Origin of the sequence: Comamonas sp. E6 (genome assembly GCF_001010305.1) — a bacterium.
In the GTDB taxonomy this organism is placed as follows: Bacteria; Pseudomonadota; Gammaproteobacteria; order Burkholderiales; family Burkholderiaceae_C; genus Comamonas; species Comamonas thiooxydans.
In genome coordinates this window covers 137728-159318 of sequence record NZ_BBXH01000007.1, presented here as the reverse complement: position 1 = coordinate 159318, position 21591 = coordinate 137728, and the positions used below count along the sequence as shown (strand labels likewise).

Genomic DNA, 21591 nt, shown 5'->3' with positions numbered 1-21591 from the left:
TGGCATGGGCGGGTGCAGGCATGCAGGTCTATGCCCAGTCGGCCGAAACGAGCGGATCGTCCTCCTCCAGCGTCGCGGGCGAGCTGCCAGCCTTGGAACTCAAGTCCAGCAGTGCGCTGCAGGAGAGCTATCCTCAGGAAGTGCGTGACCAGCAGCCCATCTATATCAAAGGTGACAGCCTGTCCGGTCAGCCCGATCTCAAGGCCTCGGTTCATGGCGAGGCAGAGTTGCGCCGCGGCGACACCATGATCCGCGCGGACAAGCTCGACTATGCGGTTCCGGACGACAGGATCAACGCCGTGGGCTCGGTCCACATCAACCAGGCTGGCAATGTCTATGAGGGAACAGCGCTGGATCTGCAGATGGATGCCTTCAAGGGCCAGTTCGACAACGCCAACTATCGCTTTCTGGCCACGGGTGGCCATGGCGAGTCGTCGCGAGTGGATTTCATCGACAAGGATCGTTCGGTCGTCCATGACGCCACCTACACCACCTGCCAGCGCGATGACGAGGCCAGCTGGGAGCCGAGCTGGGTGCTCGAGGCCAAGACCATTCATCTGGACATGGCCGAAGAGGTGGGGGTGGCCGAGGGTGCGTCCCTGAAGTTCAAGGGCGTGACCGTCCTGCCCGTGCCGCGCATGAGCTTCCCGCTCTCGGACAAGCGCAAATCGGGCCTGCTGCCGCCCATGATAGGCATGGACAAGCTCGGCGGTATCGAGTATTCGCAGCCCTATTACTGGAATATCGCCCCCAATCGCGATATGACCATCACGCCCTCGCTGATGACCAAGCGCGGCGTGAACCTGACGGGGCAGTTCCGCTATCTGGAGCCCAGCTACTCGGGCGAGACCTATGCCAGCTACATGCTGGGAGACAATCTGCGCAACCGCGATCGCTGGGGCTATTCCTGGCAGCATCGTGCGAGCTTCGACACGCCGGTCGGCGGTCTGGGGCTGAACCTCAATCTGAACCGCGTCAGCGACGGTGATTACTGGCGCGACTTCCGCCTGGCTCCCGTGGCGCTGCGCCAGCGCCTGCTGCCCAGCACGGCCAATCTGAGCTGGGCCAAGGGCGATGGGGTGCTGAGCCTCAATGTGCTGCGCTATCAAGTGCAGCAGGATGTGACTTCGCCGATTGCGCCGCCCTACAGCATGGTGCCGCAGCTGCAGTACCGCTACACGCCGCTGGACCTGCCGCATGGGCTGGATTTCTCCGTGGTGGCCGACACCACACGCTTCGAGCTGATTCGCCCCATCACGGGTCAGGTCGGCAACAACGGCCAGCGCAGCTATGTGCAGGCGCAGCTGAGCCGGCCATTCCTGTCTCCCGGCGCCTTCATCACGCCCAAGCTGATGCTGCATACCTCCATGTATCAGACCGATCAGTTGATGAGCAACGGCAGCAAGAGCGCCAACCGGACCTTGCCCACCTTCAGCCTGGACAGCGGCCTGGTCTTCGAGCGCGACACCTCCTGGTTCGGCAAGAATCTGTTGCAGACCTTCGAACCCCGAGCCTTCTATACCTATACGCCCTATCGCGATCAGAGCATGCTGCCGCTCTACGATACGGGTCGCAGCGATTTCAACTTCGCGAGTATTTTTTCCGAGAACGACTATGTCGGTCAGGACCGCATTGCCGACAACCATCTGATGACGCTGGGCGCGACCTCGCGCTTCATCGACCCTGAAAGCGGTGCGGAAAAGCTCAAGTTCGCCGTGGCCCAGCGCGTTCGCCTGTCAGATCAGCGCGTGCTGCTGCCCGGTGAGGTGGCTGCTACCAGCAAGCTGTCCGATATCCTGCTGGGTGCTGCCTTCAACTGGACCGACAAGTGGTCGCTGGAAGGCACGACCCAGTACAACAAGGACTTGAACCGCACGGTCCGTACCACGGCCACGGCGCGTTACAGTCCGGGCAACTATCGCACCTTCAACATCGGCTACCGCACGCAGCTGGATACGGTCACCAAGAAGCCGTCCAGCGAGCTGGTGGATGTGGGCTGGCAATGGCCCATCAACGACCTCTGGGGTGACAAGGGCAAGGATCTGGGCGCCGGTCGCGGCCAGGGCGGTGGCCGCTGGTATGCCGTGGGCCGCCTCAACTACTCCATCAAGGACAACAAGCTGGTGGATACCGTGGTCGGCTTCGAATACGACGGTTGCTGCTGGATTGGCCGTGTGGTGCTGGAGCGTCTGCAAAGCTCGGTCATCCAGTCCAATCTGCGTCTGCTGTTCCAGATGGAGTTCGTGGGCTTCTCGCGCCTGAGCTTTGGTGCCGACCCCACCTCCAGTCTCAAGCAGAATGTGCCGCGCTACCAATATTTGCGTGAGGCGGTGACTCCGCCCAGCCGCTTTACCAATTACGATTAATCAAGGCTTTTTTCATGCGTTTTTTCTCCAAGACATCCAATGCATGTGCTGTTGCCGTGGCACTGGCTGTAATGGCTGCCGGTGTGCAGGCCCAGGGCCTGAAGAGTCCCGGCAGCAAGGCCAAGGCTGGCAATGACTCCTCCATCTCGCGTGCATTGGAGGCTACGGCCCAGCCCTCGGGGCGTCAGGCTCCAGCAGCCGCACAGGGTGTTCGCTCGGCCGATTACATCGTGGCCGTGGTCAATTCCGAGCCCATCACCAATAACGAAGTGCGTGCGCGCATGGCGCGCGTTGCGCAGAACGTGACCGAGCAGGGCGGGCAGCTGCCGTCCCAGAGCGAGCTGGCCCGCCAGGTTCTGGAGCGCCTGATTGTCGAGCGCGTGCAGTTGCAGGAAGCCAAGGACACGGGCATCAACATTGACAACATGACGGTCGATCAGGCCGTTGCCAATGTGGCGCGCCAGAACAATACCGACAAGGCCGGCCTGGTGTCGCGCCTGAAGGCCGAAGGGATTTCCGAAGCGCAGTTCCGTTCGGAGATCCGCAACCAGATGCTGATGCAGCGCGTGCGCGAGCGTGATGTGGACGGTCGCGTCAAGGTCGCGGAAGCCGACATCGATCGCTATCTCAAGGAGCAGAAGCGTCCGGGCGATGCGGCTGCAGGTGCGGCAGCCAATCTGGGCCACATCCTGATCACCGTGCCTGAAAATGCCAGCCCTGCCGTGGTGGCGGAGCGCGAGGCCAAGGCCAAGCAGGCGGCAGAAGCGGCGCGCAAGAATCCCGACTTCATCGCCGCCGTGCGGGAATTTTCGGATGTACCCAACGGTCAGGGTGGCGGCGCCATGGGCATGCGCCCCATGAGCGATTACCCCGAGCTGTTTTCTCAACAGGTGGGCAATTCGGCTGTCGGTGCCATCGTCGGTCCGTTTCGTTCGGGCGCTGGTTTCCACGTGCTCAAGGTGCTGGAAAAATCTCAGACCGGAGCACCTGTATACATCACGCAGAACCACGCCCGCCATATTCTGCTGACCGTAGGCGATGGCATGACCGAAGCCCAGGCGGCCAAGCGTCTGGAGGACTACAAGCGTCGTGTGGAAGCCGGCCAGGCCACCTTCCAGCAACTGGCGCAGGAGTTCTCCAAGGACGGCAGCGCGCGCAATGGCGGTGATCTGGGCTGGTCCTCGCCCGGCCAGTTCGTGCCCGAGTTTGAACGCGTGCTCGACAACCTGCAGCCGGGCCAGATCAGCAACCCCGTGGTGTCGCGTTTCGGCGTGCACCTGATTCAGCTGATCGAGCGCCGCCAGGAAAAGCTCACCGAGCGCGAGCAGCGCGAAATGGTTCGCAACGTGGTGCGCGAGCGCAAGGCCGAGCAGGACTACGAAACCTGGCTCAAGGAACTGCGCGGCAAGGCCTTTGTGGAATACCGCGAGCCACCCCAATAAGCCCATTCAATCCGCTTGAAGTGCCCGGTAATGTCATCATTGCGCACCGGGCATCGAAGCTCCCCCTCATTCCAAGCGGTGCCCAGGCACCGCTTTCGCATTCATGAAACATATTCCCCGCAAGCGCTTCGGCCAGAACTTCCTGACCGACGGCGCCATCATCGACAACATCGTCCAGGCCATCGACCCCAAGGCGGGCGAACCCATGGTCGAGATCGGCCCCGGCCTGATGGCGCTGTCGCAGCCTCTGGTCGAGCGCCTGGGCAAGCTCACCGTGATCGAGCTGGACCGGGACCTGGCGGCCCGTCTGCGTCTGCGCGACGATCTCGATGTGGTCGAGTCCGATGTGCTCAAGGTGGACTTCCGTGCGCTGGCTGCGCGACTGGGCGTGGCCAAGCTGCGCGTGGTCGGCAATCTGCCCTACAACATCTCCAGCCCCATTCTTTTTCATCTGCTGGAGCAGGTGGATGTGGTGCAGGACCAGCATTTCATGCTGCAAAAGGAAGTCATCGACCGCATGGTGGCGGACTCCGGCACCTCGGCCTACGGCCGTCTGTCGGTGATGCTGCAGTGGCGCTACGCCATGGAAGATGTGCTGTTCGTGCCGCCGGGCAGCTTCAATCCGCCTCCCAAGGTGGACAGTGCCGTGGTGCGCATGATTCCGCGCGAGCAGCCTGCGGATCTCGATCCCAAGTTGCTGGAAGAGCTGGTGCAGGTCGCTTTCAGCCAGCGCCGCAAGATCTTGCGCAACACCCTGGGCAAGTGGCTGGAAGCCAAGGGCTTTGCCGGCGAGTTCGACCTGCAGCGCCGCGCGGAAGAAGTGCCTGTCGCCGAATTCGAAGCCCTGGCGGCACAGCTTTCCTGAATTTGGATGAAAAATGCTTCAATCGCTTTATAGGTAAGCGATTGAAGCTACTGATTTGATAGTTCAGTCAGTGGCCTGCAGCGCATCGCCGAGTGCGTTGATCAGCCGCTCGATCTCGGCCTGCTCGCTGATGAAGGGCGGCGCCAGCTGAATCGTGTCACCGCCGTAGCGCACATAGAAGCCGGCCTCCCAGCATTTCATGGCGATCTCATAAGGGCGCTTGGCGGGCTCGCCGGGCAGGGGGGCGATCGTGATGCCAGCCGCCAGGCCGATATTGCGGATGTCCAGCACATGCCTGGCGCCCTTGAGGCTGTGCACGGCCTGCTCGAACAAGGGGGCCAGTGCGCGCACGCGGCCCGGGCCGTCTTCGCGCTGCAGCAGATCCAGTGCCGCGATGCCTGCCGCGCAGGCCACGGGATGGGCCGAATAGGTATAGCCGTGGGCAAATTCCAGCATGTACTCCGGCCCTCCTGCCTCCATGAACTGCTCATAGATGGCGGGCGTGACCACGCAGGCTCCCAGCGGCTGGGCGCCGTTGCTGACCTGCTTGGCGATATTCATGATGTCCGGCGTCACGCCAAAGGCTTCGGCCGCCGTCATCGCTCCGAGGCGGCCAAAGCCCGTGATGACCTCGTCGAAGATCAGCAGGATGTCGTGCTGGGTGCAGATCTCGCGCAAACGCTGCAGATAGCCGGCGGGCGGAATCACCACGCCGCCCGAGCCCGACATGGGCTCCACGATCACGGCGGCGATATTGCTGGCGTCATGCAGGGCGATCAGATCGAGCAGCCGGTCTGCCAGGGCGCGCCCGTCGGTCTGGGGCTGGCCCTTGAAAAACGAACCTGCTGGCGGCTGGGTGTGCGGCAGATGGTCGGCTTCAATCCCTTGGCCGAACATCTTGCGGTTGCCCCCCATGCCGCCCACCGAGATGCCGCCAAAGTTCACGCCGTGATAGCCCTTCTCGCGCCCGATCAGCCGGGTCTTGCTGCCCTGGCCCCTGGCGCGCCAGTAGGCGCGCGCCATCTTCAGCGAGGTGTCGGCCGCTTCCGAGCCCGAGCCGGTGAAGAACACATGCTCAAGCCCCTGGGGCATCAGCGCCACGATGCGGTTGGCCAGCGCGAACGAGGCCGGGTGGCCGAACTGGAAGGCGGGAGCGTAATCGAGCTGCAGCGCGGCCTGACCAATGGCCTCGGCGATCTCGCGGCGGCCATGGCCCAGACCCGAGCACCACAGGCCCGAGAGGCCGTCGAAAATGCGCCGGCCATCGGCATCGCTGTAGTAGGCGCCTTGGGCGCCCGTGATGATGCGGGGCCTGGCCTTGAAGTTGCGGTTGCCGGTGAACGGCATCCAGTGGGCCCTCAGCCATTGTTCGTCGTGGCGCGCGAGGTCTGCGGATGTCTGGCGGTCTGCAAGCTGCATGGGAACTCCTTGGATTCCCGGCCATTGTTGGCCTTGGGCCCGGTTTGGCAATAGCCGCAAACCCATGGGCGCGAGTCCGAATTGGCATCTTCCGCATGACTTATCCACAGTATTTTCTGATGCCGGAGAGTCAGGCTCGGATGATTTTCTGGCGTGAATGATCAGAAGCTCACAAAGAGTCTGGGATATTCAATATTTACCCATGGCTTATCAAAAGGCTTGTTCACATGATTTCTACAGATCATGAAGATGGCCGTTGCAGTCGCCCAGCATGGCCAGGGACTGCAGCAGCCATTGCGTAAAAGTGGTGGGCTGGTCGGCGTTCATAGACGGCTCTCAGGCGCTCAGTGCCTGTCCGGCAAGCGCTTGCTGCTCGCGTTTCTTCAGGCGGCGCTCCCAGACTTTTTCATGGAAGAAGAAGGCAAAGGCCTGGACTGTGGGCTCGAGCAGGCTCAGCGTCAGCGAGGCAATCAGATTGCCGGTCACGGCATAGGCGACGCAGGCGGCGACGGTGATGTGGATCACGTAGTAGCTGGCGGTCTTGGTCAGCGTGAGCTGGTTCTGGCGCAATGTCTTGATCAAGCGTGTCATCTGTTTCTCCCTGAGCGATGAATGAATGGTAGGGAGGATGGCGCTGAGTTTCCAATTGAGAATCATTACCATTGCGATAGCGCCTACAGACTGCTGCGAGATGAACGGCTTGCTAAGCTATGTGCCAGATTTTGATTGAAATTGGCCGTCAGCCATTGACTGATAAGCGTTGACAGCTATTGATTTGAGAGTTTTTGATGACGGGGTCGATGCCAATTCAGCTGCGTGCGCTGGGCGCGGACGATGTGGATGCCGTGATGCGCATACAGCAGCATTGCTATGGTGCGGACTTTTCGGAGCCGCGCGAGGTGTTTGTGCGCCGTTTGCGGACGGCCGGGCATTGTTCCTGGGCGGCAGAGCAGGGCGGCGAGCTGGTGGCCTATCTGGCAGCCTATTGGTCGCGCCCCGGAGCCATCACGCCGCTCAACGGCGACTTTACCGAATATGACGACGCCAGCGTGCTCTATCTGCACGATATGGCTGTGTCCGAGGCTGCAGCCGGCCAGGGCCTGGCGCAGCGCATGGTCCAGGTCCTGAAGACACAGGCCAGAGCGCGCGGCGTGCAGCGCACGGCACTGGTTTCGGTGCAGGGCTCCCGGCTTTACTGGGAGCGTCAAGGCTATGTGGTCGAATCCGTGACAAATGCTGCGCAGCAACAACATTTGGCCAGTTACGGCGAAGGAGCGCTCTATATGGTGGGATTTATCTGACACATCGTCGGGTTGGGACAAGGATAATGCCCGCCATGCCCAATCGCTGGAAACCCAATGTGACTGTCTCGGCCATCATCGAACGCGATGGCCGTTTTTTGCTGGTGGAAGAACAAACGGCGGATGGACTGCGTCTGAACACGCCGGCCGGTCATCTCGACCCTTCCGAAAGCCCTGTCGATGCCTGTGTGCGCGAGGTCATGGAAGAGACGGCCTACAGCTTCACGCCCACGGCTCTGGTCGGCATCTACATGAACCGCTTTGTGCGCACGCGCACGGGCTCGGACATCACCTATCTGCGCTTTGCCTTTACGGGCGATCTGGGCATGCACCATGCCCAGCGCCATCTGGACGACGGCATCGTGCGCAGCGTCTGGCTCTCGCTCGACGAACTGCGGGCCACCGAGCATCTGCATCGCAGCCCCATCGTGCTGGAGTCGGTGGGCGATTATCTGGCCGGCCAGCGCTATGACATAGGCCTCATTCATGCCGATGCCAGCATCTACAAGGTGCCGCAGCTCACGCGCCCGGTGCCCGAAGAGGCCGGTGCCACGCTGGACGATGTGCTGGTGCAGATTCACTGATCCTGGCATTCGGCAGTTGTGACAGGCGTGCAGGCCGGGGCTGTGCACAATGTCCTGTATGTCTGTAGCCAGCCTGATCCGACTCATGACACTGGCCGCCCTCTGGGGCGGCAGTTTTTTATTCATGCGCGTGGCCGTACCCCATCTGGGGGCCGTGCCCACGGCCGTGGGACGCGGCCTGTTTTCGGCGCTGGGCCTTGGCGCGGCGTTGTTTGCCATGGGCTACCGGCCCAGGCTAGGACGCTATCTTTGGCCCTTGCTGGGGCTGGGTGTCATCAATTCCGGCATCCCCTTTCTCATGTACGCGCTGGCGGCCCAGGTGCTGCCATCGGGCTATAGCGCCATCTTCAATGCCACCACGCCACTGGTTGCTACCGTGGTGGGGGCGCTGGTGTTTGCCGAGGCGATTACGCCCGCGCGTGTGGCTGCCGTGCTGCTCGGAATTGGCGGCGTGGCGGTGCTGGCCCAGGCCGGGCCGCTGGATCTCGGCGCAGCCGTGCTGGGCGGTATGGCGGCCTGTTTTGTGGCCACGGTCTGCTATGCGTTTTCCAGCTATCTGACGCTCAGGCTTGCGGGTGCCAATGCGTCCGTGGACACGCGCGCTGCCGTTTTCATCAGCCAGCTGGGCGCGCTGATGGTGCTGACGCCGGCGCTGCTCATCGACATGGCGCTGGAGCCCGGCATGCTGGCCAGGCTGCAGGCCGCTCCGCTGCTGGCATGGGGCAATGTGGCGCTGCTGGGCTTGCTGAGCACGGCTCTGGCCTATGTGCTGTATTTCCGGCTGATTGCCGATGAAGGCCCGCAAAAGGCGCTGACCGTGACCTTTATCGTGCCCGTGTTTGCCGTGCTCTGGGGCTGGGCCCTGCTCAATGAGTCCTTGACCATCGCTCATGCCATGGGTGGCGGGCTGATTGCGCTGTCGCTCTGGCTGGTGCTGCGCCCCAAGGCGGATTGAGCCGAGGTCTTCGGCCGTCTTTTCACCAGGCGGCGGGCAGGCGCAGCTGCAACAGCTCCAGAAAGGACTGCGCCGCATGTGGCAGCGTGCGGCCGGCCAGGGTCTGAACCTCGATATCGCGCAGATCCATGCCGCGGTCGCTGAGCGCCACGGCCACGAGCGCGCCTGTGGCCACCATGTCGCGGGCGGCGATTTCGCTGGCCACGGCGACCGCTGCGCCCTGGGCCGCAAAGTTCAGCAGCGTCTTGCCGTGATTGCTCTCCAGGGCCGGCGCCAGCATCAGTCCCTGGCGGCTGCAGGCTGCATCCAGCAGCTGGCGCACGGCAGTGCTGGGTGGCGTCAATGCCAGCGGATAGCGCACCAGCCTTGCCAGTGCCACGCTGCGCTCCTGCGCCAGTTCATGGCCGGATGCCACCAGCGCCAGCACGGGTGCGGCTACGCGGCAGGCGACGGCGATGCCAGGCTCGGGGGCCCGGCTGAAACACAGGCCTATGTCGGCCGTGCCGGTACGCACGGCACCGGAAACCTCGTGCGTGGGAAGCACCGTCACTTCGAAGACGATGCCGCTGTGCTCGCGCTGGAAGGCCGCGCACAGGCGCGGCAGGAATTCGCTGGCGAAGGCATCGGAGCTGACGATGCGCACCTTGCCACTGCGCAGGCCCTGCAAGGCCTTGATCTCGTCGAGCGCGCGCTCTGCGTCCAGCCCCGCGCGGCGCGCATGATCGGCGAGGATCTCGCCGGCGGCGTTGAGCACCATGCCGCGCGGGTGGCGCTCGAACAGCGGCGTGCCCAGGCGCGCCTCCAATGCCGCAATCTGTCGGCTGATGGCCGAGGCCGCCACATGCAGCCTTGCCGAAGCCTCGCTCAGCGAGCCGCATTGCGCGACTTCGTGGAAGTAGCGCAGCGCGGTGTCTTGCAGCAGCAAATGGCGGGACTCGGGCATGACAGTCGGTGAGAGCAAAGCGCCATTGTGCTCGGTTTGCTGTTTTGGCAACGATGGCTTGCAAATTTGCCGATAGCGGCAAATGCCCCGGTTTTCTAAGATCTCCCGTTCGATGGTCGCCAGGCAGCGGCCAGCCCTCCATTTCTGTGGGAGTTGCCATGCGGGCACGGTTTACTGTTTCAACGACGCGCCGCCAGTGGCTTCAGGCCGCTGTGGCCGTGGCCGGTGGTTTGCTGGCCTTTCCGGCTCTGGCCCAGGGCGAGGCGGTCTGGCCCGGCCGACCGGTGCGCGTGATCGTGCCGTTTCCGGCCAGCGGCGCCACCGATCTGGTGGCACGCGTGATTGCCCAGCGCGTATCGCAGGAGCTGGGCCAGCAACTGGTCATCGACAACCGGCCCGGCGCCGGCGGCACCATAGGTACGGCCGAGGCCGCCAAGGCGGCGGCCGACGGCTACACCCTGCTGTTCACCACCAGCAGCACGCATGCCATCTCGCCGCATCTGATGCCCAGGCTGGCCTACAAGGCGGACAAGGATTTCAGTCCCATCGCCCACGCGGCCGACGCGGCCAGCGTGCTGCTGGTCACGCCCTCGCTGCCGGTCAAGAGCGTGCAGGAGCTGATTGCCTATGCCAGGGCCAACCCCGGCAAGCTCAACTACGCCACCAGCGGCAATGGCACCATCGTGCACCTGAACACCGCCGCCTTTGCCGCGCAGGCCGGTATCCAGCTCGCCCATGTGCCCTACAAGGGCACGGCGCAGTCGATCACCGATCTGGCGGCAGGCCAGGTGCATCTGCTGTTCGATTCCATCCCCACGGGCATGCCCCATGTGGCCAGCGGCCGCCTGCGCGCCCTGGCCGTGACCGGCGACAGGCGCAGCACGCTGGCTCCGAATCTGCCCACGGTGGCCGAATCCGGCCTGCCAGGCTATTCCTCGGTCACCTGGTTCGGCATCTACGGCCCGGCCGGCATGAAGCCCGAGCTGGTTGCAAGAATCAACCAGGCCTTCAACCGCGCCCTCCAGAATCCCGAGGTGATCGCCAGCCTGGCCAAGCAGGGCGTGGAGCCCGCCAAGCCGCAGACGCCCGCGCAGTTCGCGGCCATGGTGCAGGCAGACAGCGCGCGCTGGGCCAAGGTCATCAGGGACAACCACATTACTTTGGAATGACATATGCAACCCCCTGTGCGGCTGCGCCGGGGGACGGCATCCTCGGCTAGGCGCTTCCCGCCGTGAGGCGGCCCTTGCTCGATGCCTTTGGCCTGGGGCGTGTCAGTGTTAAGCGCGGCGCCCATGAATCACTGATCGGACTTAAATATGACCAACCTCATCAAGGACTGGACGCTTCCCTATGCTTCGAACCGCTCGCCGGTGCTGGGGCGCAATGTGGTCAGCACTTCGCAGCCGCTGGCCGCCCAGGCTGGCCTCTCCATGCTGCTGGCTGGTGGCAACGCCGTGGATGCGGCACTGGCCGCGGCGATGACGCTGACCGTGGTCGAACCCACGGGCTGCGGCATCGGCAGCGACGGCTTTGCCATCGTCTGGGACGGCAAGGAGCTGCACGGCCTCAACGCCTCGGGCCGCTCGCCTGAGGGCTGGACGCCCGACTACTTTGCCCAGCTGGGCGGCATTCCGGAAAAGGGCTGGAATGCCGTGACCGTGCCCGGCGCCGTGTCGGCCTGGGTGGCGCTGTCCAAGCGCTTCGGCAAGCTGCCATTCACGCAGGTGGCCCGGCCCGCCATCGACTATGCGCGCAACGGTTTCCCGGTCTCGCCCACGATTGCCACGCTCTGGGAGTTGGGTGGCAAGAAGCTGGGCGACCAGCCCGGCTTTGCCGAGTGCTTTCTGCCCGGTGGCCACGCTCCCCGGGCCGGTGAAGTGTTCAGGAGCGAAGCCCATGCGCGCACGCTGGAAGAGATTGCCGAGACCATGGGCGAGTCCTTCTACCGCGGCGCGCTGGCCAGGAAGATGGTCGAGCATTCGCGGGCCTGCGGCGGCGTGATGAGCGAGGAAGATCTGGCCGCGCACCAGGCCGACTGGGTGGGAACGGTGTCGCAGAAGTTCGGTGACTCGGTGATCCACGAGATCCCGCCCAACGGCCAGGGTATTGCGGCGCTGATGGCGCTGGGCATGCTGGACGAGTTGGGCGCGGGATCGCAGCCGCTGGACGGCGTGGATAGCGTGCACCTGCAGATCGAGGCCATGAAACTGGCTTTTGCCGACCTGCACCAGTACAACGCCGACCTCGACCATATGCGCGTCACTCCCGCCCAACTGCTGGACCGCGACTACCTGCGCGAACGCGCCAGTCTCATAGACCCGAAGCTGGCCGGCGCACCGGGCTGCGGCGCGCCCCGGCCCGGCGGCACGGTCTACCTGGCGGCGGCCGATGCCAGCGGCATGATGGTCTCCTTCATCCAGTCCAACTACATGGGCTTCGGCTCGGGCGTGGTCGTGCCGGGCACGGGCATCAGCCTGCAGAACCGCGGCCACGGCTTTACCACCGAGGCCGGTCATGCCAATCAGGTCGGCCCGCGCAAGCGCCCCTCGCACACCATCATTCCGGCCTTTGCCATGCATGCCGACGGCACGCCGCAAATGGCGTTCGGCGTCATGGGCGGCCCAATGCAGAGCCAGGGCCATCTGCAGATGGCCCTGCGCGTGCTGCGCTACGGCCAGAACCCGCAGGCTGCGGCCGATGCACCGCGCTGGCGCGTGACCGGCGGCAAGGGAGTGGCCGTGGAGCCGTCCTTCGATGCTGCCGTGGTTGAGCAGCTGCGCGCACGCGGGCACGAGGTCAGCATCGAGACCGGCCACGGCGTGTTCGCCTTTGGCGGCGCCCAGCTGGTGCTGCGCGACGGCGAGCATTACATCGCGGGTTCCGATCCGCGCAAGGATGGGTGCGCGGTGGGGTTCTGAGGTCCCCCCTGAGCGGCTGTGCCGCTTCCCCCCAAGGGGGACGACGGCCTCGCTGCGGGGCGGCGCGGCCGGCGAGGCCCTTGCTTGCCGTCCCTGGCTTGGGCTCTGCCAGTTTTTGGCTGCGTTGTCACAAAAGCTGTGCGTTCTGCGTCTAAGGCTTGTGGTGCCTGTCACACTGGGTGGCTGGCCCTGGCCTATTTGCAGGAGACATCACGTGAGCCCCACTTCCCACACTGCGCCGTCCGCCGATGCGGGACTGCAGGATTTCGAGCGCCATCGCCCGCGCCTGTTCGGGCTGGCCTATCGCATGCTGGGCCAGCGCGCCGAGGCCGAGGATCTGGTGCAGGATGTCTGGCTGCGCTGGCAGGACAGCGAGCGCGCCGCGATTGCCCAGCCCGAGGCCTGGCTGGTGACCACGGCCACGCGGCTGGCCATAGACCGGCTGCGGCGCCTGCGCGTGGAGCGCGAGCACTATGCGGGTTTCTGGCTTCCCGAGCCGCTGGTCCAGCCCTGGACCGAGGCCGCTCCCTCGGCCGAAGAGCTGCTGGAGCAAGCCCATGATGTCTCCACGGCGCTGCTGTTCGTGCTGGAGCAACTGACGCCCGAGGAGCGCGCGGCCTTTTTGCTGCGTGAGGTCTTCGATGCCGACTACGCCGAAGTAGCCCAGGCGCTGGGCCGCAGCGAGGCCGCCTGCCGCCAGCTGGTGCACCGCGCGCGTGCCCATGTGAAGGCCGGGCGGCCGCGCTTCGAGGCACCCGCACAAGCCCATGCCGAGCTGTTGCGCCGCTTTGCCCAGGCGGCGCGGGGCGGCGATCTGGCGCAGATCCAGGCGCTCTTCGCGCCCGACGCCGCGCTGATCAGCGACGGCGGCGGCAAGGTGGCATCCTTTGGCCGCGTGCTGGAGACCGGGCGTCGCCTGGCGCTGCTGTACTTCGCCACGGCCCGGCGCCTGCGCCGCGACGGGCAGGAGCAGACCCTGCATCTGGCGCGGGTCAACGGCCTGCCGGGTCTGGTGCGCTGTGTGGACGGCCAGGTGGAGTCGGTGCAGACGCTGCTGGTCGAGGACGGACTGATCCGGCGCATCTACACGCTGCGCAATCCGGACAAGCTGACTCGCGTGCTGGTGCCGGCAGCCTGATGGGTGAGGCCCGTCGCAGAAGGCGAATAAAACAATAGCTGTTACCGCATGCCAATCAATAGATTCATATAGTTTTATTGCTGAATTTGTTTAGTGAAGGGCGATAGCAGCTATGTTTATTGATGGCCCGGAGATGGATGGCGGAGCCTGTCACAAACCGCAGCGCTGCCGCGTCTAAGAGGTATGGGCCGGCCGCAGGGGCGGGCCTGCAATGTCCCTCAAGGAGTATTCACATGGCCGACATCGCCAACCCCACCGCCAGCCCTATTGCCATCCCCACGCCGCGCCTGGACTTCCGTGCGCTGGCTCCCGAGCTCTACAAGGCACAGGCCGGCCTCAACGCCCAGATCGCGCGCTCCAGCCTCGGTGTGCAGCTGCTGGAGCTGGTCTATCTGCGCGTCTCGCAGATCAACGGCTGCGCCTTCTGCGTGGACATGCATGTGCGCGAGCTGCTGTCGCGCGGCGAGGACCTGCAGCGCATCAACAGCGTGGTGGTCTGGCGCGAGGTGGACTTCTTCGAGATGCGCGAGCGCGCCGCGCTGAACTGGGCCGAGCGCTGCACCCAGCTGAGCCAGGCCCATCCCGGGCAGCAGGACTTCGAGGCCCTGCGCCCCTACTTCAGCGAGCGCGAAATCGTGGAGCTCAGCTACGCGATCGGCTGCATCAATGTCTGGAACCGTCTGTGCGTGGGCTTTGCGGCTCCCGTGGAGAAAAAGCCCATCACCGTCTGAGCTGCTGCACGGCGCCCTCTCTCGCCGCCCTGACCTGGATTGCGCCCAATTCATGCGTTATGCCATCGGCGCGAGCGGGTTTGTGCTCTCAGATCGTGAACACGCTTTCAGTTCTGGGTGATCTTGCGTTCCTTGACAACCTTGCCCCATTGCTCGTATTCCTTCTTCATGAAGGCCGCGAACTCGGCCTGAGTCGTGGGCTGGGGCGTCAGGCCGTGGACCTTGAGCGCCTCGGCCACGCCGGGGTCCTTGAGCACCTTGACGATCTCCTGGTTCCAGCGGTCCAGCACGGGCGTAGGGGTCTTGCCGGGGGCGACGAAGGCATACCAGTTCAGCGCCTCGAAGCCGGGGAAGCCGGCTTCGGCCACGGTGGGGATATTGGGCATGTAGGCGGGGCGGGTGAGGCCGGTGGTGGCCAGCGGAATCAGCTTGCCGGTCTCGACATGCGGCAGGGCCGTCGGGGGTGCGGCGAAGTAGGAGGTGACGCGCTCGCCCAGCAGGTCCTGCAGGGCTGGTGCGCCGCCCTTGTAAGGCACGTGAACCATCTCCACGCCGGCGCGCTGGTTGAACAACTCGCCTGCCAGATGCGAGGCCGAGCCCGCGCCGGTCGATGCATAGTCCACGCTACCGGGGCTCTTCTTGGCCTTGGCCACGAACTCGGCCAGGTTCTTCACGCCCGCGCCCTTGTGCACCACCAGCACATTGGGGAAGTTCACACCGCCCGAGATGGGAGCCAGATCGGAGAAGGGGTTGTAGCCTACCTTCATGATGTGGGGCGCAATCGTCAGAGGGCCGATGGATCCGAACAGCAGCACCGATCCGTCGGTCGGTGCCTTGGCCACGAACTGGTGGGCGATATTGCCGCCTGCGCCGCCCTTGTTGTCCACCACCACGGTCTGGCCGATGTTCTCGCCCAGCTTCTTGGCAATCATGCGCGCCGCCGCGTCGGCGGCGCCGCCTGCGGCAAAGCCCACGACCAGGGTCACGGGCTTGTTGGGCAGCCAGTCAGGTGCGGCCTGTGCCGCCGAGCCCAGGCTCAGCAGGGAGGCGGCCACGGCCGTGGCGCGCAGGAAATGGCGTTTGTTCATCATGGGATGTCTCCTTGGTCGGAAAGGAATGCCGGTATCCCGGCTGATTTTTTGAAAGCAGGCACGGCGGGCGTGCCTGTCATGGGACTTCGCTCAATCAGCGCCCAGGCCGATGGGGCTGGGCTGGCGCTTTTCGGTGTTGTGGCGCAGCAGCGCAGCCGTGCGGAACACGCCGTGGGCAAACTTGCCGTAGGGCAGGGTGGCAAACAGCGCAATCACGGCGCCCAGGTGCAGGCACAGCAGCAGTGCCAGCGCCGGCGTGGCGCGGCCCAGCCATAGCGCCAGGCCGCTGGCAGCCACCAGGAACAGCAGGGCGATGAAGGCTAGGTCCATGGGCTTTTGCCTGGCATCGCCATGCAGCGGATGGCGCGCGCGGTTCAGCATCCAGAGGCCGGCCGTGCCGATCATCAGGCTCACGCCGCCCAGGGCACCCAGAATCTTGGGCAGACTGGGCAGCTCGTAGGGAGCAGGCAGATCAAAGACATAGTGATAGACCGTGGCCAGGCCGGTGGCTGCAAAGCACAGCATGAAGCCGTAGAAGGTCAGGTGGTGGAAGCGGCGGCGCTTGAGCGTGTACTCGTCGTCCTCGTTGTGGCAGCCGTCGCCATGGCCGCCGTCCAGGTATTTCAGGCGCAGCACGTCGTGTGTGGCTTCGGCAGCGGCAGGGCCGCTGACATCCACATTGCTGGTGGCGGGCTTCACATCCTTCCAGAAGCGGCGCACGCCCATGGACAGCGCAAACACCACGAACAGGAACACCGGCGCAAAGATGCCGACCAGCAGGTTGTGCGGAAACAGGTTGTAGAAGTTGTTGCCCAGATTGCCGTTCCACAGCTGGCCAATGCCACCTTGCGCTGCGACGGCCAGCGCCAGGAACAGGAAGAGTCCGGCCACCAGTGCCAGGGACAGGGTCAGGCCGTTCTTCTGGTACAGCTTGCCCATGGCGGGCGGCCAGGCATAGTCGGCATAGGTCTGGCCGCGCACTTCGGCCATGGCCTTGGGAATGTTGATGCCGAACTCGTGCGGCGGTGCGTACTGGCAGGCGTGCAGGCAGGCGCCGCAGTTGTGGCAGAGATTGGCCAGGTAATGCACATCGGCCTTGCCGAACTCCAGACGGCGCGTCATGGCCGGGAACACGGCGCAGAAACCTTCGCAATAGCGGCAGGCATTGCAGATCTGCATCACGCGCGCCACTTCGCTTTCGGCAGCGGTTTCCGTTGGGGCGGGGAGGATGGGAATCACCTTGCCGGTGGCCAGGGTCTGGGCTTCCTTGCCCAGTTCTTGCAGGGATTTCAGGGTTTGCATGTCAGTATCAATGATGTTGAGCGTGATTCGCATCACTTGAAACTGGCGTGCTCCAAGTCAGAGACGCCGAGCAAGGGCCGCCCCGCAGCGAGGGCGTTGTCCCCCTCCCAAAGAGGGAGGGGGAAGCGGCGAAGCCGCTCAGGGGGTGTTTCATTTCAGTCCTTTACGGCGCCATGAATAGCGGGTTTGCCTGCAGCCGCGAGAGCAGCATTGCGTCCGGCAATACGGCCAAAGGCGGTGCCTATCGACATGCCCACGCCAGCCGTGTAGCCCTTGCCCAGCACATTGCCGGCCATCATTTCGCCGGCCACGAACAGGTTCTGGCTGGGTTGATCCTTGAAGCGCACGGCGGAGGTGTCGTCCACCTTCAGGCCCAGATAGGTGAAGGTCACGCCGGGGCGCAGCGCATAGCCGTAGTAAGGTCCGGTATCGAGCGGGCGCGCCCAGTGCGTCTTGGCCGGAGCCAGGCCTTCGGTGTGGCAGTCGTCCAGCGCTGTATGGTCGAAATGGCCGACCTTGCAGCTGCTGTTGTAGGCGTCGAGCGTGGCCATGAAGGTGTCCACGTCCAGACCCAGCTTCTGCGCGAGCTCGGGCAGGGAATCGGCCTTCACACCAGGGAACACCGGCGGCATGAAGCGGCCTATGGCCTTGCTGTCGATGATGGAGTAGGCGATCTGGCCGGCCTGCTGGGCCACCAGGCGGCCCCAGATCGCATAGCGCTTGGGCCAGAAGTCCTCGCCCTCGTCATAGAAGCGCTGGGCATCGCGGTTCACCACCACGCCCAGCGAGACGCAGTCGATACGCGTGCAGATGCCGCCGTCGTACAGCGGGGCGCGGGCATCGATGGCCACCATGTGCGCTTGTGTGGGATCGCCCAGGCCGTCGGCCTGCTGCTCTTGCAGCATATGCTTGAGCAGTACGCCCTGGTTGAAGGCCGTGCCGCGGATGATGAAGTTGTCGGCCGGCCATTCGCCGCGCTCGTTCTGGCCCCAAGCCTCGCGCAGCCATTCGCGGTTGGACTCGAAGCCGCCCGCCGCCAGCACGCAGCTTTTGGCCGTGATGCGCTGGCTGCCATCCTTGGTCTTGACCCAGGCAGCCTGGAACCGGCCATTCTCGATTTCGAGCTTGTCCACGGGGGACTCGTAGCGGATTTCCACGCCCAGCTTTTCGGCGCTGCGGAAATAGGCGTTCACCAGCGCTTTGCCGCCGCCCATGAAGAAGGCATTGGTGCGCGCCACATGCAGCGCGCCCGACAGCGGCGGCTGGAAGTGCACGCCATGCCTGCGCATCCAGTTGCGGCAGGTCGAGGAGGCCCGGATCACCATGCGCGCCAGATGCTCGTTGGTGATGCCGCCCGTGACCTTGAGCAAGTCCTGCCAGTACTCTTCTTCGGGATAGGCCTCGACCAGCACGTCCTGGGGAGCGTCGTGCATGCAGCGCAGATTGCGGGTGTGGCCGGAGTTGCCGCCGCGCCATTCGCGCGGTGCGGATTCGAGCAGGAGCACGCGGGCACCTGCTTCGCGCGCCATTAGCGCGGCGCACAGGGCGGCATTGCCACCACCGATGACGAGTACATCGGTGTCAAAGGCTTCAGTTTTCATGATGGGCTGCCACGGGGCGATGCCTGCAGCGGTTCAACGTGGGGAAATGTCCTCTGTCATCTCCGCTGCCGGAGCGCGGTTGACAGGGTCAGATTGGAGTTGAACGCCACTGTAGTGAGCACCGCCTCACCCGTGCAGCGGGGCTAGGGGATGGGGGTATCACCAATCGTGATGTATTGCTTGTGCCGCAGGCGGAAGCCGGTGCGATGCGGTCATGCGCCACGGCTTGCAACCCCGGAGGAAGGCACCAGGGCCGCTGCGCTGCAGCCCCGGCCAGCCTCAATGCACGGTGACGAGCGCGTTGAAGAGCAGCACCATGAGCAGGCCCACCACGGCCACGATGGACTGCACGACCGAGATGGTCTTGGTGGCTTCGCCCATGGTCATGCCGAAGGATTCCTTGACCATCCAGAAACCGGCGTGGTTGGCATAGTTGAAGAACAGCGAGCCGCAGCCGATGGACAGGGCCAGCAGGGGCAGGTTCAGGCTGGGGTCGGCCCCCGCCAGCGGCGCGAGCAGGCCGGCAGCGCCCACGATGCCCACGGTGGCCGAGCCGGTGGAGACGGACAGCAGCATGGCGATCAGCCAGCCCAGGATCAGGGGCGGGAAGGCGAACTGCTGGGTCAGATGGACGATGGCATCACCGACCTTGGCGCTGGTCAGCATCTGCTGGAAGGCGCCGCCGCCGGCAATGATCATGATGATGGAGGCAATCGGCTTGAGGCTCTTGCCCAGCGCGTCACGCAGCTTTTCGGTATCGCCGCCACGGGCCATCACCAGGGACACGATGGCGAACAGCACGCCCAGCAGCATGGCGATCAGGGGATTGCCCAGAAAGCTGGCCACATGCATGGCTGCCGCATCCTTGGGCAGCAGCATCTCGGCGATGGCATGGATCAGCATCAGAATGGCGGGCAGCAGGGCCGCCAGCACGCCCAGGGCGATGCTGGGCTGCTGGCCGGCAGTGGCTTTCTCGGTGATGGTGAACTGGTCCAGCAAGGCCTGGTCGGGCTTGGTGCTCATGCGCGGGGCGATGAAGGCGCCATACAGCGGGCCGCCGAGAACCATGGCCGGAATGGCGGCCAGAAAGCCGTACAGCATGGTCGGGCCGACCGTGGTCTTGAGGGTGGCGATGGCGGTCAGGGGGCCGGGATGGGGCGGCACCATGCCGTGCATGGCCGCCAGTGCCGAGATCACGGGCACGCCGACGTAGACATAGGCCGAGCCCTTGAAGCGGGCCTGGCCTTCCAGCTTGCGCGCCACGCTGAAGATCAGCGGCAGCATGACCACTAGGCCGACCTCGAAGAACATGGGGATGCCGACGATGAAGGCCACCAGGGTCATGGCCCAGGGGATCATGCGATCGGAGGAGTGCCTGAGAATGGCTTCGGCGATCTGCTCGGTGATGCCTGCATCGGCCAGGATCTTGCCCAGCATGGCGCCCAGCGCGATCACGACGCCTACGGCGCCCAGCGTTTTGCCCGCGCCATTGGTCAGCTGCTTGACGATGGCTTCCGGCTCCATGCCGGTGGCAAAGCCGACGCCGACCGAGACTATGAGCAGAGCCAGCAACGGGTGCAGCTTGATGCGTGAAACGATCAATGCAACCAGCACCAGCACGCTGACCAGGGCGGTCAGCAGCAGCTGAATATCGAGAGATGTCATAAATGAACCTTGGTTTTGGCTGGCTGTCCTGAAGCGCACTCCACATCCAGCACGAGGCAAGGCTCATATTAAAAAAAGCGCACTCGCACCCGCTGTAGGCTGGCGCCGTCGGCGTGGTGCAAGTTGGATGTCGAGATGCGACCCAGGGGACGCAACAGCAATGTTGTAATGAAGATCTAGGTTTGCCATGAGGTATGAGCTTCACATGGCAACAAAGTTGCTGTGGAAATTACGTAAGGCCTGAGCCTTGATTTCCCGACATCGCCTATGGCCGGCCAGCTTCGCATTCATCCTCTGCACGGAAGATGAGGACTCATTCCGTCAGCGATGCTCCCCGCCAGACTCCGGAATGCACCAGCTGGCGTGCGCAATCCATCAGCACTACGCGGGCGGCAAGAGCTGCTGGCGAGAGCTCATCGTCCGACAGGCTGCACAGCGCGGCCTTGCGCCGCACCGAGTCATCGGCGATTTGCGACCACTGAAAACGCTCGGCAGCATCACGGTACATGCCCACGGCCGACCAGGGCTGGACTGTGGCGCCCATGCCGGCGGCGACCGCTTCCATCAGCAGGGACAGCGAGTCGATTTCCATGGCCATCTGCGACTGGAAACCGGCGCTGGTGAACGAGGCCATGATGGAGCTGCGCAGGCCGTGGCTGCCCGAGGGCAGGATCAGCGGCACTTGCTGCAACTGCTCCAGGCTGATGGGCACTTCATGCTGAATCTGCGGCGCCACCGGTTGCTGGCGCGACTGAATCAGAAACAGCTGCTCTTCCAGCAGCGGCATCACGCTCCATCGCCGGGCGCTCTGAGTATCGAAAAGGATAGCCAGATCCAGCTGTCTGGCGTTGAGAAGACTCGTCAGATGCCCCGAGAGGGCTGACACCATGTGCAGCCTCACATCGGGGTAGCGTTCGCGCATGGCTCGCATCAGCGGCAGGCCCAGCACATTGGCAATCGTGGGCGACAGTCCCATGCTGACGGCGCCCGACAGCCGCGCCTGCTGGGCAGCGTGAATGGCCTGCTGGGCATGGCGCAGGGTCAGCTGGGCCTGGTGGAAAAAGGCCTGGCCGGCCTCGGTGGGGATGACTCCGCGTGGTGTGCGCTGCAGCAGCCGGGTCGAGAGTTCCGACTCCAGGCGGCTGATCTGCTGGCTCAGCGCCGACTGCACCATGTCCAGATCCAGCGCCGCCCGGCTCATGGAGCCCAGTTCAACAATTCGTACAAAGTAGCGCAGCTGGCGCAGTTCCATGGCAAATCCTCACGCCCG

General features: G+C 64.4%; 18 protein-coding genes. 10 read left to right on the top strand and 8 right to left on the bottom strand.

Annotated elements, in window-relative coordinates:
* Positions 1–20 precede the first annotated feature (20 nt).
* The 3 genes from CSE6_RS05065 to rsmA all read left to right on the top strand — a co-directional run bounded on the left by CSE6_RS05065 (position 21) and on the right by rsmA (position 4673).
* A complete protein-coding gene (locus tag CSE6_RS05065) occupies positions 21–2366 on the top strand; it encodes an LPS-assembly protein LptD (RefSeq protein ID WP_238585646.1) in 2346 nt (781 codons plus the stop codon).
* A 14-nt stretch (positions 2367–2380) separates the two neighbouring features.
* The gene (locus CSE6_RS05060; protein WP_034350982.1) at positions 2381–3808 is read left to right on the top strand and encodes a peptidylprolyl isomerase; all 1428 of its coding nucleotides are present in this window, start codon (positions 2381–2383) and stop codon (positions 3806–3808) included.
* Positions 3809–3911: 103 nt separating this feature from the next.
* Positions 3912–4673: a 16S rRNA (adenine(1518)-N(6)/adenine(1519)-N(6))-dimethyltransferase RsmA gene (gene rsmA / locus CSE6_RS05055; protein ID WP_059440014.1), complete on the top strand. Its 762-nt coding sequence runs from the start codon at positions 3912–3914 to the stop codon at positions 4671–4673.
* 63 nt (positions 4674–4736) lie between these two features.
* Here the strand turns inward: rsmA and CSE6_RS05050 are convergent, their stop codons facing one another.
* Both CSE6_RS05050 and CSE6_RS05045 read right to left on the bottom strand, forming a co-directional pair.
* Complete coding sequence (locus CSE6_RS05050) at positions 4737–6092, bottom strand: aspartate aminotransferase family protein (protein WP_059440013.1); 1356 nt, start codon at positions 6090–6092, stop codon at positions 4737–4739.
* 336 nt (positions 6093–6428) lie between these two features.
* Positions 6429–6683 (bottom strand): DUF2061 domain-containing protein, encoded by a 255-nt coding sequence (locus tag CSE6_RS05045; RefSeq protein ID WP_003066898.1) that lies wholly within the window; start codon positions 6681–6683, stop codon positions 6429–6431.
* Between the two features lie 197 nt (positions 6684–6880).
* Here CSE6_RS05045 and CSE6_RS05040 point away from each other — a divergent pair, with 197 nt between their 5' ends.
* From CSE6_RS05040 to CSE6_RS05030, 3 genes are read left to right on the top strand one after another with little or no spacing between them, the layout of a single operon-like run.
* A complete protein-coding gene (locus tag CSE6_RS05040; RefSeq protein ID WP_059440012.1) occupies positions 6881–7393 on the top strand; it encodes a GNAT family N-acetyltransferase in 513 nt (170 codons plus the stop codon).
* Between the two features lie 26 nt (positions 7394–7419).
* Positions 7420–7977: an NUDIX hydrolase gene (locus CSE6_RS05035; RefSeq protein ID WP_059440011.1), complete on the top strand. Its 558-nt coding sequence runs from the start codon at positions 7420–7422 to the stop codon at positions 7975–7977.
* 58 nt (positions 7978–8035) lie between these two features.
* Positions 8036–8932 (top strand): DMT family transporter, encoded by an 897-nt coding sequence (locus CSE6_RS05030; protein WP_059440010.1) that lies wholly within the window; start codon positions 8036–8038, stop codon positions 8930–8932.
* Positions 8933–8954: 22 nt separating this feature from the next.
* Here the strand turns inward: CSE6_RS05030 and CSE6_RS05025 are convergent, their stop codons facing one another.
* Positions 8955–9875 (bottom strand): LysR family transcriptional regulator, encoded by a 921-nt coding sequence (locus CSE6_RS05025; RefSeq protein WP_059440009.1) that lies wholly within the window; start codon positions 9873–9875, stop codon positions 8955–8957.
* Between the two features lie 158 nt (positions 9876–10033).
* Here CSE6_RS05025 and CSE6_RS05020 point away from each other — a divergent pair, with 158 nt between their 5' ends.
* The 4 genes from CSE6_RS05020 to CSE6_RS05005 all read left to right on the top strand — a co-directional run bounded on the left by CSE6_RS05020 (position 10034) and on the right by CSE6_RS05005 (position 14662).
* Entirely contained in the window at positions 10034–11044 is a 1011-nt protein-coding gene (locus CSE6_RS05020; RefSeq protein ID WP_059440008.1) for a tripartite tricarboxylate transporter substrate binding protein, read from the top strand.
* Positions 11045–11191: 147 nt separating this feature from the next.
* Positions 11192–12793 (top strand): gamma-glutamyltransferase family protein, encoded by a 1602-nt coding sequence (locus CSE6_RS05015; protein ID WP_059440007.1) that lies wholly within the window; start codon positions 11192–11194, stop codon positions 12791–12793.
* Between the two features lie 214 nt (positions 12794–13007).
* Positions 13008–13931: an RNA polymerase sigma-70 factor gene (locus tag CSE6_RS05010; RefSeq protein ID WP_034406487.1), complete on the top strand. Its 924-nt coding sequence runs from the start codon at positions 13008–13010 to the stop codon at positions 13929–13931.
* Between the two features lie 233 nt (positions 13932–14164).
* On the top strand, positions 14165–14662 hold the full coding sequence (locus CSE6_RS05005) for a carboxymuconolactone decarboxylase family protein (protein ID WP_046460421.1): 498 nt from the start codon (positions 14165–14167) through the stop codon (positions 14660–14662).
* A 107-nt stretch (positions 14663–14769) separates the two neighbouring features.
* On the opposite strand, the gene CSE6_RS05000 is transcribed toward CSE6_RS05005, so the two are convergent.
* The 5 genes from CSE6_RS05000 to CSE6_RS04980 all read right to left on the bottom strand — a co-directional run bounded on the left by CSE6_RS05000 (position 14770) and on the right by CSE6_RS04980 (position 21573).
* Complete coding sequence (locus tag CSE6_RS05000; protein WP_083994679.1) at positions 14770–15753, bottom strand: tripartite tricarboxylate transporter substrate binding protein; 984 nt, start codon at positions 15751–15753, stop codon at positions 14770–14772.
* 90 nt (positions 15754–15843) lie between these two features.
* Positions 15844–17055 carry a tricarballylate utilization 4Fe-4S protein TcuB gene (gene tcuB / locus CSE6_RS04995; protein ID WP_059440150.1) on the bottom strand — a complete coding sequence of 404 codons (1212 nt, stop codon included), beginning with the start codon at positions 17053–17055 and terminating at the stop codon, positions 15844–15846.
* A gap of 155 nt (positions 17056–17210) precedes the next feature.
* Positions 17211–18656: an FAD-dependent tricarballylate dehydrogenase TcuA gene (tcuA, locus tag CSE6_RS04990; RefSeq protein ID WP_059440006.1), complete on the bottom strand. Its 1446-nt coding sequence runs from the start codon at positions 18654–18656 to the stop codon at positions 17211–17213.
* Positions 18657–18935: 279 nt separating this feature from the next.
* On the bottom strand, positions 18936–20321 hold the full coding sequence (locus CSE6_RS04985) for a GntP family permease (protein ID WP_059440005.1): 1386 nt from the start codon (positions 20319–20321) through the stop codon (positions 18936–18938).
* A 313-nt stretch (positions 20322–20634) separates the two neighbouring features.
* Positions 20635–21573 (bottom strand): LysR substrate-binding domain-containing protein, encoded by a 939-nt coding sequence (locus CSE6_RS04980; RefSeq protein WP_059440004.1) that lies wholly within the window; start codon positions 21571–21573, stop codon positions 20635–20637.
* Between the last annotated feature and the right edge of the window lie 18 nt (positions 21574–21591).